The following is a 15,635-nucleotide window of genomic DNA, read 5'->3' as shown; positions in this document are numbered from 1 at the left end:
TTTCTAATTATTTTCCCTCGAAATTGTAAAATCCTTTATTATTATCCCTAATGGATTTTTAGCTAACAGTTCCTCATTTTTTTCATTTACATATTCCACAGTAAATACTCCAAGATAACTTGTATCCTGCATTTCCATCCCTGTTTCAGAAAACTGCTTTTCCTTCCATCTGACTTGATAAGTATTTGAAGTATTTGTAAGTTTGTTAGCTGAAACTATATTTACATTCGTTGTAATTTTATCTGCAAGCATTTGTATCGTTCCTGTTTCCTGAATCATCGCATCCAATTTTTTTTGTGAATTTTGTGTTAAGAAAAAGGCATTTTCCTTTAACTTGTTATCATAATATGTCGTGTCCTTTGGAAGAGTTCTTACATCCAAAATGAATTTTGATATAAAATATTTTGTTTCCTTCTCCCCAACTTTTAAATTGGATTTTGTCAACACATTCACCTCCATTGGAGCTCCTGTCGTTTTATCAACCTGAACAAGAAATACCTTTATATTCGTTCTCAAAACAAAGAATATTAATGCTAAAATTAATATATGGTTGATAACTATGCTTATTCCTAATCCCTTTTTTAACTTTGCATTCGTTTCTGCAAGTTCAAACAAAGTTTGAGCCCTTTTTTCAAAACTTGCCTTTTCCCTTTTGACATCAGTCCTTAATTTAAAAATATCTCTTTTTCTACTTATTCTTTTTAAATCCAAGTCTATACCCCTTTCAAAAGAGCTGTATCAATCATAGTTCCACCAAGTCCTTTTACTATATCCTCTGAACCAAAAATAAGTGCAAGTGCCAAAGCCACTCCTATTAACAAAGTTATTATTGCTGTCATGTTTGGATCAGTCAACATCTTAAATACTCCAAATCCTATGCACCCAATAGCACCAAGTGAAAAAACTATTTTCAGTCCATTATTCATATTTGTAAGAAAAGTTACAAGCGTTGCAAATATTCCTGCATTTCCACTTGTAGTTGCCTGACTTATCACAGTTGTTGTCAAAAACAAAATCATCAGGCACAACATTTGAAATTTTTTATTTAACAATACATTCTTAATTTTTATTTTTTTCATTATTTATCATCCTTTCATTCTGTTATTTTTAATATTCATTTTCTTCTTTTGATTTACTTAAGGACTTCTATTATTTAAACTTAATTTCATACTTTCCTCCTAAATTTTTGAAAAAAAGAGCTAGTACAATATCTCAGAAATGTTTTTTCCGATAATACTGTACCTAGCTCTAATGGCTTATGATATTTAATTTTTTATTTTATTAAATTTTCTTTTATTATTTTAAAATGAGTTGAAGTAAAATCACCTTTGTTAAACTGTCCATCCACCTCCATAACTGGACTCTCATTTTTTACGCTGTTTTATTCTTATACTAATATTACTTCAATTTTTTCAAAAAGTCAAGTTCTTTTTTAAAATTTTTTCCCCATAAACTTTCCTAAATTTTTCTAAATTTTGGAAAGCACGCTTACCAGTTTCTCAAATTTAAAAATTTTTAGAAACTTACCGTGATTTTTTTGCCACAAAAAATTGTGAAAAAATGGCTTTCGTTTACACTCAAAAACTCACTTCGTTCGTGTTTAATTTCTAAGAAATTAATAATATTTATACCTTCAAAAACTTATTTTTAAAAAAAAGGACAGTTTTTTACTGCCCCTAAATTTATTTATATTTACTCTCATTAACAGTTTTTACAAAAGTTTTTATCAGGTATAATACAAGCCAGCCTTTTACTAAAAATCCCATAGTAATCTTTCCAGAAGGATTAAATAACCTGTATATTAAAAAAATTAATGTTAAGTCTATTGCAATTTTAAAAATTGAATACATCAGTATAATAACTCCTATTATAGATTTTATTATATCTTGAGGTTCTGGCATTGGATTTCTTGGATCCTTTATCATAATTAATCACTTCCATTCATTCTTTATTTTAATTATACCACAAAAATTTTTAAATATATAATTTTTTTATCTTTCCAGCTCATCTAAAACTTCCATATCTTCCATTCTAAAATCACCACTTATACCTCCTAAATTTTTATCATAATTTGCACCGTTTAAATTTTTACTTTTCTTTTTCCTGTTACATTTTTATACTTACTTGTCGTTTTTCAGACAATCTTTTTTCTTATCCAATACTTTTATGGCTTCTATATTCTTGATAATTTTTTTAACTTTTTCCCTTTCCTGAACTTTGGAATTACCATTTTTTAAAAGTTCATCCTGCAATTTTTTTTGAATTTTTATTTCAATATTTTCTTTTCTTGCCTCATAATCTTCCTTTATTTTTACTTCTCTTTTTAACCAGTCCAAGTAATATTTTTGTTCACTTATATCCAAATTTTTGTTAAGTTCTTTTTGCAGTCCTTCTATTTTAATCTTACTCTCCGCAATATTTTTCTCCAATTTTGAAAATTCATAATTTGAATATTTATCTTTTATCAAAGTTTCCTGACTGACTATTTCCTCATTTTTATCTAACTCTTTTACTAATTTTTTTAGTTCTTTTTCAATTCTATTTATCTCTTTCAGTCCATTTTTTTCATAAATAAATTGCAAATGATTTATATTATACAGTCCATTTTTTTCATTATTGTATTTAATGTTTTTCTCTTTTAAATTTTCATATATCGTGTCTTTTTCATCTTCAAAATTTGCAATTTTCCTTAAATATTTTTCCCTAATATTTCCAACTCTTTTATCAAAAATATACTTCTTTTTCCAGTCGTTCTGAATTTCATTTCTTAAACTTTCTAAATTTTTTAAATTCTTTTCTTTTGTAATTTTTAAATATTTTATTCTATTTTTATCTTTTATATTTTTTAGTTCCTTGTCAATTTTTTTGTTCTCATTCAGAAATTTATAGTACTTTTTATCCGTCATCAAGTTGTACACAGTATTCTCAATTTTATCTTTTGACATCTTCTTTTTTATATCTCTTATACTCTCTTCTAACCCCCTCAGTTTTTCCAAATTTTCTAAATCTCCTATTTTATCTCTTTTTAAATCTTCATATTCCCTTTCCAGTTTTTTCAATTTTTCAAGCAGTTTTTTCATTAAATCTGTTCCAGCTTTTAAAATTCTGCTTTTAATAAATATTCTCTTCTTAACTTTTTCCTTATCACTTAGCTCACTTTCTTTTCTATACAAAATCTTTCCATCAATATTTATTGCTTCACGATTTAACTCATAAACTTTCTTATAGTCATTATTATTTTCCGCATCCCTTTTCTGATCCTTTAACGATTTTGCACTTACTTTCTCTATTCCTTTTTTTTCAAGTTCAAAATTTAAAAATGTTTCCCACTCTTTTCTTATATTTTTTAACGTGCTTCTTTCTCTCCATTTTTTATCCTTTTCCCATCCGCCTTTTTCTATATTTTTAGTATTATATCTCTTAAAATACTTATCCTTATCCCTTTTAATATCATCAATTTTTCTTTCAAAAAACATTATATGCACGTGTGGCTGCATATCTCCATCAAAACTTTTTGGATTGTGAATTGCATAGTTATACACATATTCTTTTCCAAAAAGATTTTCACAAAAATTATCCACCATCTTTTTATTTTCTTCAGGAGTAAACTCTCTCGGTAATGAAATTTCAAGTTCCCTGTACAGATTAGAGTTTTTTCTCTCATAGGTTTCTGCACATTTCCAAAAATCTTTAATATCGCTAAACTCTTCAGGAAGATTCCTTACTTCCTTAAAAAGTAAGTCCTCTTTTTTACCATATTTTTCATCTCTGTTTATATAATCCAAATGTGCAGCAGGCGGAATATAGCTACTTCCTCTTTTACTTTTTTTCATTCTAAGATGAAATATTGCCACGATTATACCCCCGTATTATTTTTTATAATCACATATTTTATATATCTATCATTTATAAAAAAATTTCTGTCTAATAAAATATCACAATCTTTAAAGTTTATATCAACATCTGAAGTATTTTCAATTTTATAAAACCATATCTCATTATTTTTATATAATTTCATACTGTATCCTCCCATTTTATTATCGCTTATTTTTGCCATTTTCATAATTTTAATAAATTTCTTTTCACTTATGTATTCCTTTATTTTTGTATCATCTATCTTTTTATTTTCTAATAATTTTACATTTTGTGCAAAAATTTTTGTTGATTCTCTTACTTTTCCTTTAAGTAACGTTTTATAAAAAAATTTTATATGTTTTTTTCCTGTTGTTGTTTTCAATAATCTTATATCGTATATTTTCATATTTTCCTCCAAAATAATTTAAAAATATTCATACTCTTCTTCTACAAAATCCATTAATTTAAACTCTTTAACTATACATTTAGGTATTATTCTTTTTCCATTCTCATCTTCATACTCTTGTAATTCTAGATAACCATTTACAATTATTTTTGCTCCCTTTTTTACATACTGATGTATTAATGTTGCTACATTACCAAAAGCAACACATAATAAAAATTGTGTTTCTTCCTTAAATTTCTTTTTTGCGGCTATTCTAAAATTACAAACATTTTTTTCTGAAATTGAAATCATTTCAGGATTAAATGTTACTCTTCCACTAAAAATAAGTGTATTCATTTTTCCTCCTAACGACAAAAACTAATCATAAATGTATTTAAATTTATGATTAGTTTTATTTTATTTTACTTTATACTTCTAAAAAAACTCTGTTCAACACCTTCTAAATTTAAAATACCTTTTTTTCTGATTAAGGCTTCAAATGCTTTACTTCTAGCCTCTTCACTTTCAAAATAAATCTTGTATACTCCTTTTATTGTTTCAATACATAAAAAATTTCTATTCTCTTCCTTCCTCTCTGATACATATAATATCGTATTTATATTTATTGCCACACCTTGTTTTGATTTTTTATCCACTAGCCTTACAAACATTTTTTACTCCTGTTTAATTATATTTGTTTTTTCAATTTCTATTATTTTACCAATCTACAAGACCTTAAAAGCCCTTCCTGACTATTTACATTACTTCTTAAATTTACTACTGGCCATGAAAATTGTTTTTCCTTAGCAATAGCTCCTGCTTTATATTCTTCAAACATTTTTAAAAAAACATCTACATATTCAACATAATCTTCTCGTGCTTTTGCACAAGATTCCTCATAACCTGTTTTTGGATCTAATTTTACACTACTGTATTTATTTTTAAATTTCTCATTTAACTTTTTTATATTTTCAACATCAACTATTTTTAGTTCCTCCAAATATTGATTTTCTGTTTTTGCTGCCAATTTACCTACGGATATGCTTGATAGACCATTATAAATAGGCTCTACCACTTTAATCGTTTTCTTCTCTTCATTTACAATTTTTTCCATATCATTTGTCATTTCTTTATAATTATTCTTATCACATGACAATAAAGCAACTGCCACTATCATAACTAAAATTTTTTTCATATCACTCACATCCTCTTATTCTATTATATTTTTTCTTGATTCAAATATTTCTCTTAACTGATTAAAATCATATTGAGCATATTGTTCATTTGCCATTTCTAAAATAACAGTACCTCCACCTTTCAAAAATAATTCTATTTTTATATCATATGCTCCTTTTATTCCATGATACATCACTAATTTTAATCCTTTTCTTAATTCTTCTATTCGCCTTATACCTATCAGTTCATTGGAAAGAATTATTAAATTTTTTAAATATATATTTCCATTTATATACTTCAACCTTTCTTTTCTTAGTTTTCCTGAAAAATCAAATCCAGCTTCTGTTATAAATTTTTCATAATTTTTATGCATTTCAGCAAGCGATTTAAAATTTTTCTGAATCACTTCTCCTGTTTTCAATTTTATATTTAATCTAAATTCCTTAAATGAAAATGGCTTTCTTTCCACTTTTTCAATATCATTTATATCTATTGTCCTTTCATCAATCTGAATCTGAATTTTATTATTTAATACATCATTTATTATATTCATATATTTATACTGCTCTCCTTTTAATTTTGAATTTTATCGCGTGTAATAAAAATTATACTTTTGATAATTATATTTATTTACAATATTCTCCAATTGCATAATTTCCCAATTTATCTTCATCAACTTTATAAATATTTTTATTCTCAAGAACAACATAAAAATTTTCACCATCATTTTGACTATATATCTTCATAACTTTATTTGTTCTGCATATATCTAAGATTTCCTGTTGCCGCTTTTCCTGAACATCTTTATTTTCTTTTGTTTTATTTTTTAAATTATTTTCTTGAAATTTTATTATACCCATAACAATTATGAATGTTCCTAAAATCATCGATACTTTAACAAAATGTTTCATTTTTCCTCCTAACGATTTCTTTTTGTAAATTATAAACGTCATTATTTATAATCAATTTCTTCTATTGTCTTAAATCCCATTATTTATAAAAATAAGGAACATTAAACAGATTAACCATAAATTTGACTTATCATTTTTTTTCTGTGATTCTATATTTATTTGTATTCTCCTTTTTTCTTTATTTTCAAAATTTTAATGATTATTAATATGATTATTGATATAAACGATATTATAAGAAGAATGCCAAAATAAACAATTCCTAATAACCCTGCAAACAAAAAAGTCATTTCTAATGAAGACATTGTTGATATTGGTTTCAATCTTTCAAAAAAAATTTTCCAAGAAAATATTAATAAAATTACTTTCATTAATCTGTCTTTAAACTCTGTAAGCACCTCTTTAAAACTTCTACTTTTCATAATTAATTTCTCTCTCCATTTTTTTTTAATATTTTTCATCTTCTGACTTATTCTCCTCTTCTATTTCTTTAAAAAATTTTTTTAATTCTTTTTCTTTCATATTCTGTTTTTTATCCTCCCTTAAATAATTTTGATTTTCTCACGCGTGAGAAAAACCATTTAAATCAATTTATATTCATCAAAATAACATCCCCAGTAATTAATAATCGACTTTTGTCATCAATCTTTATTGAATGTATTTTACTTTTATCAATCTTCTTCAAAATCATCATTCCTACCTTTCAGTTTATTAATTTCCATCTCCCATTTTTCAATATTTTTATATGCTTTCTCAATTTTCTCATTTAATTTCTTTATTTTTTCATCAAAGCCAATTTCTGCTTCTTTCTTGCCTTTTTTCTCTATTTCCTTAATCTTTTTAGCCGCTTCAACTGGATCTTCAAGAATTTCTACAATCTCTGCTTCTTCGAGTTTATTATTGTTTTTCTTTATATATTCCAATGTCCTAACACTTGCTTCCGCAATTGCAGGATTTCTGTATTTTTCAAACTGTTCCCACCTGTTAATTTCACGATAAACCATATTTTTATCAAGCCCTAATGAAGTAAACCAGGCTACAAATGTTCCTGTTCCGTGACTTGATAAAATTTCTTGGACTCTTTTCAACTTTCTTCCCATTTCAAGAGCCTTTTTTGCCATAAACTTTCCAATCTGCTGTATATCTTCTTCAGTCTGAGTTACTTCCCTTATTACACTTTCATCAGTTATCTCATATTTATAAAAATCAAAATTGCTATGATAACTTTCAACTTCCATTTTTCTGTCCTTATTAATACTTAACAATTCTTGTCTATCCATAATACCTCCTACTAAAAAATTATAGACAATTAAATAACTGTGTAAAAATTGAATCACAGTTATTTAATTGTCATTGTCTTTTTAATTTTCCCACGCGTGAGAAAAACTATTTTTATCTTTAATTTTCAATTTATTTTTTTAATGCTTTAAAACATTTTGAAAAAAATAATAAATGTACATATATCATTGTTATCATTATTTCAACTGTTATTAATATAGCAATTAATATTATAAATATTACTAATATAATTGCAGCAATACTTAAAATCATAATATATAATAAATCCGTTCAATTTTTTTATTTGCAATATTCACCAACTATGTAATATCCAAATTTATCCTTATCAACCTTATAAATCTGATTGTTTTCAAGTGTTACATAAAACTCTGTCCCATTATCTGCTGTATATGTTTTTAAAACTTTATTTGTTTTGCATAAATTCAATATTTCTTGCTGTTCTTTTTCTTTTCTTTTTGACTCTTGGTGAAAAAAAATCATTAAAATTGAGTATAGTAACATAAGTATACACATCATTAATGCGGCTCCTAGCAAACCAAATCTTTCAAAAAAATCATCCATTTTTCAACCCCTTCCTGTATCAGTTATTTTGATATTTTTTCTTTTTCTAATTTCTTTTATGATGTATTCTTTTTGTTTCTCGTTAACTATTAAAGTTTCATAACAGCGAATATCCAATTTAATCTTCTTATCTTTTTTCATTCGGATATATTTCATTGTACAAAAATTCATTCACTAAATTTTTATAATCAATAGCCGCATTACTGCTCTTCTTAAAACTAAATATATCCTTATGCTTTTCCATTGAATTTAATATATTTGAATCTTCTCTCACATAAATATCTGAATACATTTCTTTTAAAATATTCTTCATTTCCATATGTGCTTTTTTAAAAACTTTTGTATTTTCCTTTACTTGTACAAAAAATATTTTATAAAGTTTAATTTTCGGATTGTCAACTTTTGCAATTTCCATCATTTCAAGCAAATCCCTAAGTCCATTAGTGTCTATAAATGAAACTTTTGACGGTGCAAAGATATAATCCGTCACATTTAAAATTCCTCTGACTGTATTGTTTACAGTACCTTCCGTATCAATGACTACAAAGTCATATTCACTAAAGTTTTCAAAAAAATCCTTAAATATTTTCAGTTGCTCCTGTCCGCTTTCATCTCCTTCCTTTTTGAAAAATTCATCAATCTGATTAAAATAAATATTGCTGATTATTATATCCACTCCATTTTTTTCGTTTATATATTTTTCCTTATCTACCATTCCCAAATTATCATAGCATTCTTTTAATGCTTCAAAAATAGTGTTTTCATTTCTTATATCAAGATAAGAAGCTATTGCCCCTCTCGGATCTGTATCAATCAATAAAACTTTTTTTCCTTTATTTTTTAAGGCATAAGCAATATTTATTCCTGTTACTGTTTTTCCTGCTCCACCTTTTGGATTAATTACACTAATTATTTTCATTACCATTCCCCCCTAAATTATTTAAATCTTCTTGTTGCAAATCTTGCTGAGCCAAATTCTCTTTTTACTCTCCGTAAACTAATTAAACTCATTAAATTATTCTTATGGTATTTTTTATTACCAATTCTTTTACTCACTTGTTCATTTTTTATTATTGTTTTCTTTTTTCTTTCAAAAAAATCAAAAATATATTCATTTGTATAAGTTTTATCTAAAGTTTTTAATCTGACACTTCTATTTTCTTTATCAGTCACAGTAATATTTTTCTCTGAAAATTTAATATTATATCCATTTTTAAGAAAGTTTTCTTTAAATTCTTCAATTGAATTTGCAACTTCAATATGCTCTTTTGTTATCTTTCTTAAATTTTCATACCATTTTTTTGTTTTCCCTGTTGTTTTTGCTTTTTTTTCTTTTATCATTTTATCCTCCAAATAATTTTCTATAATTTTTTTCATTTTTTCCTTGATTTTATTCAAGATTACTGGTATACTACATTTAAAATAATTTTCTATAATTTGTTGTTGTCTCTATGATAACAACTTTTTTTATTATTAAATACTCTTTTTCAAAACAATCTATTGACATTAGATAACTTAATATTCTTAAAACTACAATCAAATCTATAAATCCACATATAATCTTTATTGCAACTTCATAATTATACGCATCCAATTGCTTCAAGGTAATCGACATTAAGGCAAGTATCCAATAAATTAATTTTCTCATTTTCATTCCTACCACTTCCTTTTATTTTATAGTTCTTCCAAGTTCTCAAGTACTATTCTAAGTTCATCACACGTAATTTCTTCATCTTCCAATGCAATTTCCGCTTCCTCTATCTCATCCTCATATCCTCCTATATTTCTAAGTTCCTCTATTCTTTCTTTTATTCTTTCATTTAATGAAATAACTTCACTGTATGCTGTTCCCATATTTTCCTCCTCACAAATTGCTTTTTCTATAGCATCTCTTAAACTTTCACTCATTGCTATTCTTTTCCTTTCTAACTTTATTCTTTAAATTGTTTTCAGAGTAATTTTAAGGGGGTAATTTTACTCTCAAATCAATTTTTGGCATAAATGGTTGCCTATTACATAAAATTCTCTTAAAATCAAAATTTAAGCGTTTTAGATGTATTTTCATTTTTTACCCTCTCTTCTGAATAATCGTAAATTTTTTCTAATACTGCTTTTTCTGGTATTCTTCCCTTTATAAATCTAAATCCTCTTTCTAATAGTTCTTTTTTTATTACTGAATGAATTTCTTTGGCTTCCCATTCTTTTATTTTAAATTTTTTCTCCAAATCATTAATTGTTAAAAATTTTTCATCATAATATCTTTCTCTAAAAAATTTTCTCCAAATTTTTGCACGAAAAATAATATAACTCTTTTTCTCTTTTTTATTAATTTCTTCAAGTTCCTGATTTAACTCTTTTATAATTTTATACGCTGTCTGTAATGATATTCTCGCAACTACAATTAAATCTTCAGGAGAAAAAACTACATCTGAATATGTTGTTTTATGCATTTTTATCATCTCTCATTCCAAAATTCTCTAAATAATTTCTTTCCTATTTCCTTTCTTCTGCTATCCCACACAAATTCCAAAGTATCTAGTCTCTCACGAAATCTGTCCAGCAATGCATCATTTCCCTGTGTGTCCATAAAATCAGCAATTTCTTCCTTATTTAAATTTGTTGATATAATAATACATTTTTCTTTTTCATAGAAAAAATTAAATATTGAATATAACTTTGATTTTCCCCAAGTTTCAGATATATTTTCTTTTCCTAAATCATCTAATATTATTAAATCTGCTTCAAGCAGGTCCTTAAAAACTTGTTCTTCGGTTAAATTGTTAAAATTACTAAACGTTGATTGAATCTTTTGATAAATTCCATTTAAAGTCGTTCTGTATACTTTATAGTTATTTTTTAGCAACTCATTGAAAACACATAAACTATAAAAACTTTTTCCAGTTCCTATCTCTCCGCATAAATACAAACCTAGTCCCTTATCTTTAGCTTCTTTAAAATGTTCACAATAATACTCAAGTTTCTTTTTAATTAGATTTTCTTCTCTAAATAATATTTCAGAATTTTCAAAAGTATACTCTTCCCATCTTACTGGCAAACTTGAAATATTAAGAAAATATTCAATTTTTTTCTGTAATTCTTGTTGTCTAAGTTGTCGAGTAGCTTCTCTTGCCTCTTTTAACTTATTATCAGAATCCGTACTCTTTTTTTGCTCCTGCTGATTTTTGTCTTGCAATTCTTTTATCCTGTTTTCTGCCAGTTGGCTTAACTTCATCATAATAAGCTCCTTCTAATATTTTTATAAATTTCTCTTCATTCAGAAAATCATCAAACGATATTTTCCAATTTGATTTGTCAGTTCTTCCAAGCAAAAAATTTATATTCTTTATTTTAAACATCGTTTCTAAAATTTCCTCTTGAGTATATTTCCCAAGTAATTCAGACAATTTTTTCTTTCTGTTCTCCGTAAAAGATTTAATTAAACTTAATTCACATTCTTTTGCTAATTCATTCCACTTTTCCATAAAGAGATAATAAGTATTTAATAACTTAGTATTTAATTTTTTAGTACTTAATGTATTAGTATTTAATTGTGGTTGATTTTCAACACTTTGGTTTTCAACATCTTCATTTTCAAGATGTTGATTTTCAACACCTTGATTTTTGCTATCTTGCTTTTTTTGCCTTTTTTCAACACTAATAGGAACTTCGTATATATTGTATTCATATTCTATTTTTTTTCTGTCTGAATCTGGATAAAGTTTTTCTATTCTCAAATATCCAAATTCTTTTAATTCATCCAAAGTATTCCTAATAGCCAACCTGTTTTCAACACAAATAGAAATTAATCCTTTAATTGAATAATCCCAATCTTCTGGTAAACTTAACATTAGTGTCAATAATCCTTTTGCTTTTAAAGACATTTTCCTTTCTTTTAGATGAATGTTTGAAATAACTGTAAAATTTTTATTTTTATTTATTCTAAATGTAGACATCTATCCACCTTTCTTTATTGTATTAATTAAAATACTATAAACAATAATTTTGAACTTATAAAGTGCTTTTCAAATCAAAAAAACATACAATTTCATCATTTGAAAGATTATAATAATCTGCAATTTTTTTATCTCATTTGCCTTAAATTTACTACTTTTTTATCTTTTCTGATAATGTTTTCGAGTGGATTTTTAATTCTTTTGATAGTTTTTTAATAGTATCATTATTTTTATACATTATTATTTCTAATTCACTTTTATTCTTCATAATTTTCCTCCATAGAACTTTTTAAGTTACACATATTATACCACATTTTTGTAACTTGTCAAGTGCTTTTTTCATCTTATTGTACTTTTTGTTAATATATGGTATAATTTATTAATTTAAAGGAGCTTCGTTATGAATAAAAAAATATTGGAGAAAGAATATTAAGTTTAAGACTTAAATTTAATATAACACAAGAAGAACTGGCTAAAAAATTAAATATTAAAAGACAAACCATACATAAGTATGAAAATAATATTATTAAAAATATAAAATATGAAACTATCGTAAAATTAGCTAAAATTTTTAATACTACTCCTGAATATCTTTTAGGTTTAGATGATAATGATAATGAAAATGAAGATATTGTCATTTCTCAAGAGAAACTAACTAAACACAATATGGCTTTCTTCAAAGCCAAAGATATTAGTGATGAGGATAAGAAGAAAATGATTGAATCAATACAAGAATTTTATTATAAACAAAAATATGAGAAAGATGATGAATAATTCTTTAATAGGAATATATTTATTTTTTATTTAAATGGTATAATATATAAATTAAATAATAAATATATGTCCGATAAGTTAAAGAAACTAATTGGATAAAGAAAGTTTACTAAGGAGGCATAATTTTATGGCAAAAGAAAATGTAGGAAAATGTCCTAAATGTGGTGCAGATGTTTACATAGGATATAGCTATTATTGCAGTGCATACCAACAAGGATGTAATTTTAATTTGAAAAAAGAACATAATTATTTTGGACAATCTTTATCTATTGGGAAAGAATATGCTCAAAAGTTGATTAATGGAGAATCTGTAAACTTTAAAATAAAAAATAAAGAAGGAAAGCCTTATAATGCAGCTTTTGAACTTAATATTCAAGAAAAGGAAGTATCTCTTAAAAAAATTCCCAATAAAAAAACAGTATTCAATTCATCACAAAAATACTATATTCAAAAAAAATATGCGATAGATTTAAACAATATTAATGCAGATATTCATATAGGAAAAGGAACTAAAAGATTTATTCTTGAAAAACTAAAAAATATAGAAATTCATTCTTTTAAAGCCTCTTCGCCTTATGTTAATATAGAAAGTATCATAAAAAATTTAGAATTACACAGCAATGTCGAAAAAATTTTTGTGATTTCTTCCGATGAAGTTTCTGGTGAAGATAGTAAAATTAGAAAAAAAAGGAATAGAGATTTCTTAGAAGGAATAACTTATTATAGCAAAATTACATATGGAAACGGCCACGAGAAAAGAGAACAGCATTTTGAAGATAATTTGATGATTTATCCTTTTAAGTACAAAACAAATCCTGAAGATGAAAACGAAAATTCACCAAATTATTTTAATTTACATTCAAAATTTTACTTAATAAATAATCAATATGCCTTTATTGGCTCCGCAAACTTAACAGAAAAAGGACTTAGTAGTAATTTTGAAACTTTATTTTTATTGATAAAAATAAAAGTGAAAACAATCGGAAATTAATTGAAGAACTTATTGAATTCTTTGAAAAAATTTCCAAAGAAAAATATTGAAAAAGAATCTGAAATATTTAAATTATTGGAAGATGATATAAAAGAATCTTTGGAAACTCCTGATTCAAGTATTAATTCCCATAATTCAAATGATAATAGTCAAATCAATAATAAACCTAAATTTGAAGATTTTTGATAAATAAAATCAAATCTTTTTAAACTTTAATATAAATATTTATATAAGTAAAAACTATATGAAATAAAAATAAACTATTGTATTATTCTATTTATGGAAAACTACATAAAAGAACAAATAAAAATTTTAATGCTTCTTCATAATACAAAAGATATTTATTTTTATGTGAATACTATAAAATTCATATACTATATAATAATTTTATTTTAAAAGGCTTTTTTCATTGATAAAAACAACACGAATTTTATTTTTTTGAAAAAAGGACTTTCTTCTCAAGAAGAAATTGATATTTTAATACATGAGTTTGGACATTTTATATTGCATAGACAATATTTATTAAATCGGAGAGGCTGATAAATATAATCACTTAATGGAAAAAGAAGCTAAATTATTTGTAAAATATTTTAAAAATTATAAATTAAAATAATAAAATTTGATTTTCTCACGCGTGAGAAAAAATCACAACATCATAATGAGGTGTTAAAAATGGGAGTTTATAAAGATACTGAACGAGGTACTTGGTTTGTGGAATTAAGATACAAGAATGTTTATGGAGAATCTAAAAAGAAAAAAAAGAGAGGTTTTAAAAAACAATCAGATGCAAAAAAATGGGAAGTCAAATTTTTAAATTCTCTATATTCTGATCCTGAAATAACTTTCGAAAATTTATATGTGAAATATCACGAAGATCTTAAAACAAGATGTAAATTAAATACACTTATAAGAAGGGAGAGTGTCTTTAAAAATAATATTCTCCCATATTTTAGTGATATAAAAATAAAAAATATTACTCCTCTAATGATTAGAAATTGGCAAAATAAAATGATTGAAAAAAAATTTTCTCAATCTTATTTGTCTATTTTACATCGTAATCTATCGTCTTTTTTAATTTTGCTAAAAATTTTATCATTTAAAAGAAAATCCTTGTTATATTGCAGGAAGCATAGGCAATAGAAAACCACAAAAAGAAATGAAAATATGGAGTCTTGAAGATTTTAAAAATTTTATTACTTTCATAAAAAAACCTATGCCTAAATTAGTCTTTGAAATCCTATTTTTTACTGGAATTAGAATAGGGGAATTATTTGCCTTAACGTTTAGTGATATTGATTTTGAAAAAAAAATTATAAAGATAACAAAATCCTATCAAAAGATAAATGGGAAAGAAATAATAACCTCTCCTAAGACTCCAAACTCTGTAAGAAATATTGATTGTCCAGACTTTCTAATAAATGATTTAAAGTTATACATAGAAGAGAATTTATATTATTTTGATAAAAATCAGAAAATTATTACTATTGGAAGACATGGTTTATCTAGATATATAAAAAATTATTATCTTAAAGCAGGAGTAGAAAAAATAAGACTACACGATATTAGGCATTCTCATACTTCTTATCTACTTTATAAAAATGTAAATATTGTTGCTATTTCAAAACGTTTAGGACATGAAAATATAAAAACAACTTTAAATACGTATTCTCATTTACTACCTGAATCTCAAAATTTTTTAGTTAATATTTTAAACAGTATTGATGTATAAAGTT

At 24.9% G+C, this 15,635-nt stretch carries 26 protein-coding genes; 6 read left to right on the top strand and 20 right to left on the bottom strand.

Features of this window, described 5'->3' with window-relative positions; all coding sequences use genetic code 11:
• Positions 1-3: 3 nt before the first annotated feature.
• From FVE75_RS04955 to FVE75_RS04860, 20 genes are all read right to left on the bottom strand, one after another.
• Positions 4-711: a type IV secretion system protein gene (locus FVE75_RS04955; RefSeq protein WP_172618779.1), complete on the bottom strand. Its 708-nt coding sequence runs from the start codon at positions 709-711 to the stop codon at positions 4-6.
• A gap of 2 nt (positions 712-713) precedes the next feature.
• Positions 714-1,079: a hypothetical protein gene (locus FVE75_RS04950; RefSeq protein WP_147005503.1), complete on the bottom strand. Its 366-nt coding sequence runs from the start codon at positions 1,077-1,079 to the stop codon at positions 714-716.
• Positions 1,080-1,682: 603 nt separating this feature from the next.
• Positions 1,683-1,925 carry a hypothetical protein gene (locus FVE75_RS04945; RefSeq protein WP_026748781.1) on the bottom strand — a complete coding sequence of 81 codons (243 nt, stop codon included), beginning with the start codon at positions 1,923-1,925 and terminating at the stop codon, positions 1,683-1,685.
• 195 nt (positions 1,926-2,120) lie between these two features.
• Positions 2,121-3,854 (bottom strand): MobA/MobL family protein, encoded by a 1,734-nt coding sequence (locus FVE75_RS04940; RefSeq protein ID WP_172618778.1) that lies wholly within the window; start codon positions 3,852-3,854, stop codon positions 2,121-2,123.
• A 2-nt stretch (positions 3,855-3,856) separates the two neighbouring features.
• The gene (locus FVE75_RS04935) at positions 3,857-4,261 is read right to left on the bottom strand and encodes a hypothetical protein (protein ID WP_147005501.1); all 405 of its coding nucleotides are present in this window, start codon (positions 4,259-4,261) and stop codon (positions 3,857-3,859) included.
• An 18-nt stretch (positions 4,262-4,279) separates the two neighbouring features.
• Positions 4,280-4,597: a single-stranded DNA-binding protein gene (locus tag FVE75_RS04930; RefSeq protein WP_051354428.1), complete on the bottom strand. Its 318-nt coding sequence runs from the start codon at positions 4,595-4,597 to the stop codon at positions 4,280-4,282.
• Between the two features lie 65 nt (positions 4,598-4,662).
• Positions 4,663-4,911, bottom strand: coding sequence for a hypothetical protein (locus FVE75_RS04925; protein WP_026748784.1), 249 nt, complete (start codon positions 4,909-4,911; stop codon positions 4,663-4,665).
• 41 nt (positions 4,912-4,952) lie between these two features.
• The gene (locus FVE75_RS04920) at positions 4,953-5,435 is read right to left on the bottom strand and encodes a hypothetical protein (protein WP_147005500.1); all 483 of its coding nucleotides are present in this window, start codon (positions 5,433-5,435) and stop codon (positions 4,953-4,955) included.
• A gap of 15 nt (positions 5,436-5,450) precedes the next feature.
• Complete coding sequence (locus tag FVE75_RS04915) at positions 5,451-5,969, bottom strand: hypothetical protein (RefSeq protein ID WP_147005499.1); 519 nt, start codon at positions 5,967-5,969, stop codon at positions 5,451-5,453.
• 73 nt (positions 5,970-6,042) lie between these two features.
• Complete coding sequence (locus FVE75_RS04910) at positions 6,043-6,327, bottom strand: hypothetical protein (protein WP_147005498.1); 285 nt, start codon at positions 6,325-6,327, stop codon at positions 6,043-6,045.
• Between the two features lie 155 nt (positions 6,328-6,482).
• Complete coding sequence (locus FVE75_RS04905; protein ID WP_147005497.1) at positions 6,483-6,785, bottom strand: hypothetical protein; 303 nt, start codon at positions 6,783-6,785, stop codon at positions 6,483-6,485.
• Positions 6,786-6,995: 210 nt separating this feature from the next.
• Positions 6,996-7,604: a hypothetical protein gene (locus FVE75_RS04900; protein WP_147005496.1), complete on the bottom strand. Its 609-nt coding sequence runs from the start codon at positions 7,602-7,604 to the stop codon at positions 6,996-6,998.
• 298 nt (positions 7,605-7,902) lie between these two features.
• A complete protein-coding gene (locus FVE75_RS04895; RefSeq protein WP_147005495.1) occupies positions 7,903-8,184 on the bottom strand; it encodes an SH2 domain-containing protein in 282 nt (93 codons plus the stop codon).
• Positions 8,185-8,311: 127 nt separating this feature from the next.
• Positions 8,312-9,103, bottom strand: a complete 792-nt coding sequence (locus FVE75_RS04890) for a ParA family protein (protein ID WP_172618777.1) — start codon at positions 9,101-9,103, stop codon at positions 8,312-8,314.
• 17 nt (positions 9,104-9,120) lie between these two features.
• Complete coding sequence (locus FVE75_RS04885; protein WP_172618776.1) at positions 9,121-9,525, bottom strand: relaxase/mobilization nuclease domain-containing protein; 405 nt, start codon at positions 9,523-9,525, stop codon at positions 9,121-9,123.
• A 76-nt stretch (positions 9,526-9,601) separates the two neighbouring features.
• Positions 9,602-9,838 (bottom strand): hypothetical protein, encoded by a 237-nt coding sequence (locus tag FVE75_RS04880; protein ID WP_172618775.1) that lies wholly within the window; start codon positions 9,836-9,838, stop codon positions 9,602-9,604.
• 20 nt (positions 9,839-9,858) lie between these two features.
• Positions 9,859-10,092 carry a hypothetical protein gene (locus tag FVE75_RS04875; RefSeq protein WP_147005491.1) on the bottom strand — a complete coding sequence of 78 codons (234 nt, stop codon included), beginning with the start codon at positions 10,090-10,092 and terminating at the stop codon, positions 9,859-9,861.
• A gap of 125 nt (positions 10,093-10,217) precedes the next feature.
• Positions 10,218-10,634: a hypothetical protein gene (locus FVE75_RS04870; RefSeq protein ID WP_147005490.1), complete on the bottom strand. Its 417-nt coding sequence runs from the start codon at positions 10,632-10,634 to the stop codon at positions 10,218-10,220.
• Positions 10,635-10,639: 5 nt separating this feature from the next.
• Entirely contained in the window at positions 10,640-11,416 is a 777-nt protein-coding gene (locus FVE75_RS04865) for an ATP-binding protein (protein WP_172618774.1), read from the bottom strand.
• Positions 11,331-12,137 carry a hypothetical protein gene (locus tag FVE75_RS04860; RefSeq protein ID WP_147005488.1) on the bottom strand — a complete coding sequence of 269 codons (807 nt, stop codon included), beginning with the start codon at positions 12,135-12,137 and terminating at the stop codon, positions 11,331-11,333. The genes FVE75_RS04865 and FVE75_RS04860 overlap by 86 nt, the downstream gene beginning before the upstream one ends.
• A gap of 414 nt (positions 12,138-12,551) precedes the next feature.
• Here FVE75_RS04860 and FVE75_RS11850 point away from each other — a divergent pair, with 414 nt between their 5' ends.
• From FVE75_RS11850 to FVE75_RS04835, 6 genes are all read left to right on the top strand, one after another.
• A complete protein-coding gene (locus FVE75_RS11850) occupies positions 12,552-12,911 on the top strand; it encodes a helix-turn-helix domain-containing protein (protein WP_147006450.1) in 360 nt (119 codons plus the stop codon).
• Positions 12,912-13,038: 127 nt separating this feature from the next.
• Positions 13,039-13,902: a phospholipase D-like domain-containing protein gene (locus FVE75_RS04850; protein WP_147005487.1), complete on the top strand. Its 864-nt coding sequence runs from the start codon at positions 13,039-13,041 to the stop codon at positions 13,900-13,902.
• Positions 13,903-14,088, top strand: coding sequence for a hypothetical protein (locus FVE75_RS10925; RefSeq protein WP_172618773.1), 186 nt, complete (start codon positions 13,903-13,905; stop codon positions 14,086-14,088).
• A gap of 222 nt (positions 14,089-14,310) precedes the next feature.
• Positions 14,311-14,442 carry an ImmA/IrrE family metallo-endopeptidase gene (locus FVE75_RS11845; protein WP_147006449.1) on the top strand — a complete coding sequence of 44 codons (132 nt, stop codon included), beginning with the start codon at positions 14,311-14,313 and terminating at the stop codon, positions 14,440-14,442.
• A gap of 132 nt (positions 14,443-14,574) precedes the next feature.
• On the top strand, positions 14,575-15,042 hold the full coding sequence (locus FVE75_RS04840) for an N-terminal phage integrase SAM-like domain-containing protein (protein ID WP_147005486.1): 468 nt from the start codon (positions 14,575-14,577) through the stop codon (positions 15,040-15,042).
• 16 nt (positions 15,043-15,058) lie between these two features.
• The gene (locus FVE75_RS04835) at positions 15,059-15,631 is read left to right on the top strand and encodes a site-specific integrase (protein WP_147005485.1); all 573 of its coding nucleotides are present in this window, start codon (positions 15,059-15,061) and stop codon (positions 15,629-15,631) included.
• The last annotated feature ends 4 nt before the right edge of the window (positions 15,632-15,635 follow it).

Source organism: Leptotrichia hongkongensis, assembly GCF_007990635.1.
GTDB classification, from domain to species: Bacteria; Fusobacteriota; Fusobacteriia; order Fusobacteriales; family Leptotrichiaceae; genus Leptotrichia; species Leptotrichia hongkongensis.
This window is presented reverse-complemented; position numbering and strand designations above follow the sequence as displayed.